Below are 1,136 nucleotides of genomic sequence, written 5' to 3' on the forward strand. Positions count from 1 at the left end.
GAACCGCGTAATAGTGATCAAGGACTTCTTTTTTACTCACGGGGTGCTGTTGAAGCTTTTGTAGGGCTTCACGAATGTTTTGAATCATGTCCTCTCCTTTAAAGTTGGACCAGCCATAAACTTGATAGATGACTTTCCCTGCTAAACTATGAAGCGTCAGGAAATTTGATGGACGAGCGTCATAAACGGGTTTTACTCGTGACACGATACAGCTAGGTCCATTTAGATTACGAATTAGTTGTTGTGCTTGTTGTAAATCAGTCATTAATTATCCCTCCAATTTTAAATAAAAAGGATCTCAGAATAGTTCTGAGATCCTTTTTCCTTCATGCACGCCGCAAGGCGTTAATTATCAAAATCAAAATGACAATTCAAACAGCGNGCGATCATTTACTACAGCACCTTGGCAAAACGGACAGGCCTCTTGATGAACATCACGAAAGTCAAAATCACAATCCGAGTAGACCAAATCAAAAAGGTCTAATGGCATAAAATCAGGTTCCAGACAGACAATTTCCTCTACAGATAAAATCTGATAATCGTGCATATGCATACCTGGATAAACGAACACATTAGCGAGCTTCCATGACTGTTTGCTAGGAATTATTTGTAAATTCCATTCGTGTATGAGTTGGTTAGTATGGCGACAGATGATACGATATTTGTGATATGGAACAATCAGCATGATTTACCTCCCAGCAATTTTTCAAACAGGGCCGTGGCAACGGCCTTTTTACTTAAGATTTTAATCATTCCGTAGCGTGACAACGCCTATCGAATGACTACTTACGAGGTCTCTGATGAGGCACTATGAGCATTTTTCCTTCTACTTCGCCCCCCGTCGTGACAACGACGCTTTTTTAAATTTCAATTCGAATCAAATACATATTCCATACCAGTTCGTGTCTCTTTGAGTCTATTTATCGCTAAGAACACGGAGCGTCAGCGACCTTCTTTTGAACTCTCCCCTAGCAGACCGCAAGGTCTGCTTTTTTAAAATAATTCAAAAAATGGCGAGACATCGCCATGGTTTTGGTGTTATAAAGTAAGGTTTATAAAAGAATAGAATAGATCATTAAATAAAAGGCAGGAAAATCAAGGATTTTAATCGAAGTATAGATACCACAGGGGTTAAT

Annotated in this window: 1 protein-coding gene; it reads right to left on the bottom strand. The window is 39.2% G+C overall.

Annotation, left to right across the window (positions count from 1 at the left end; genetic code table 11):
• A partial coding sequence (locus FJQ58_RS01215; protein ID WP_139990635.1) for a hypothetical protein occupies positions 1-265 on the bottom strand: 265 nt, incomplete at its 3' end.
• Between the last annotated feature and the right edge of the window lie 871 nt (positions 266-1,136).

The sequence above is a fragment of the Paenibacillus paridis genome, assembly GCF_006345825.1.
Classification (GTDB): Bacteria; Bacillota; Bacilli; order Paenibacillales; family Paenibacillaceae; genus Pristimantibacillus; species Pristimantibacillus paridis.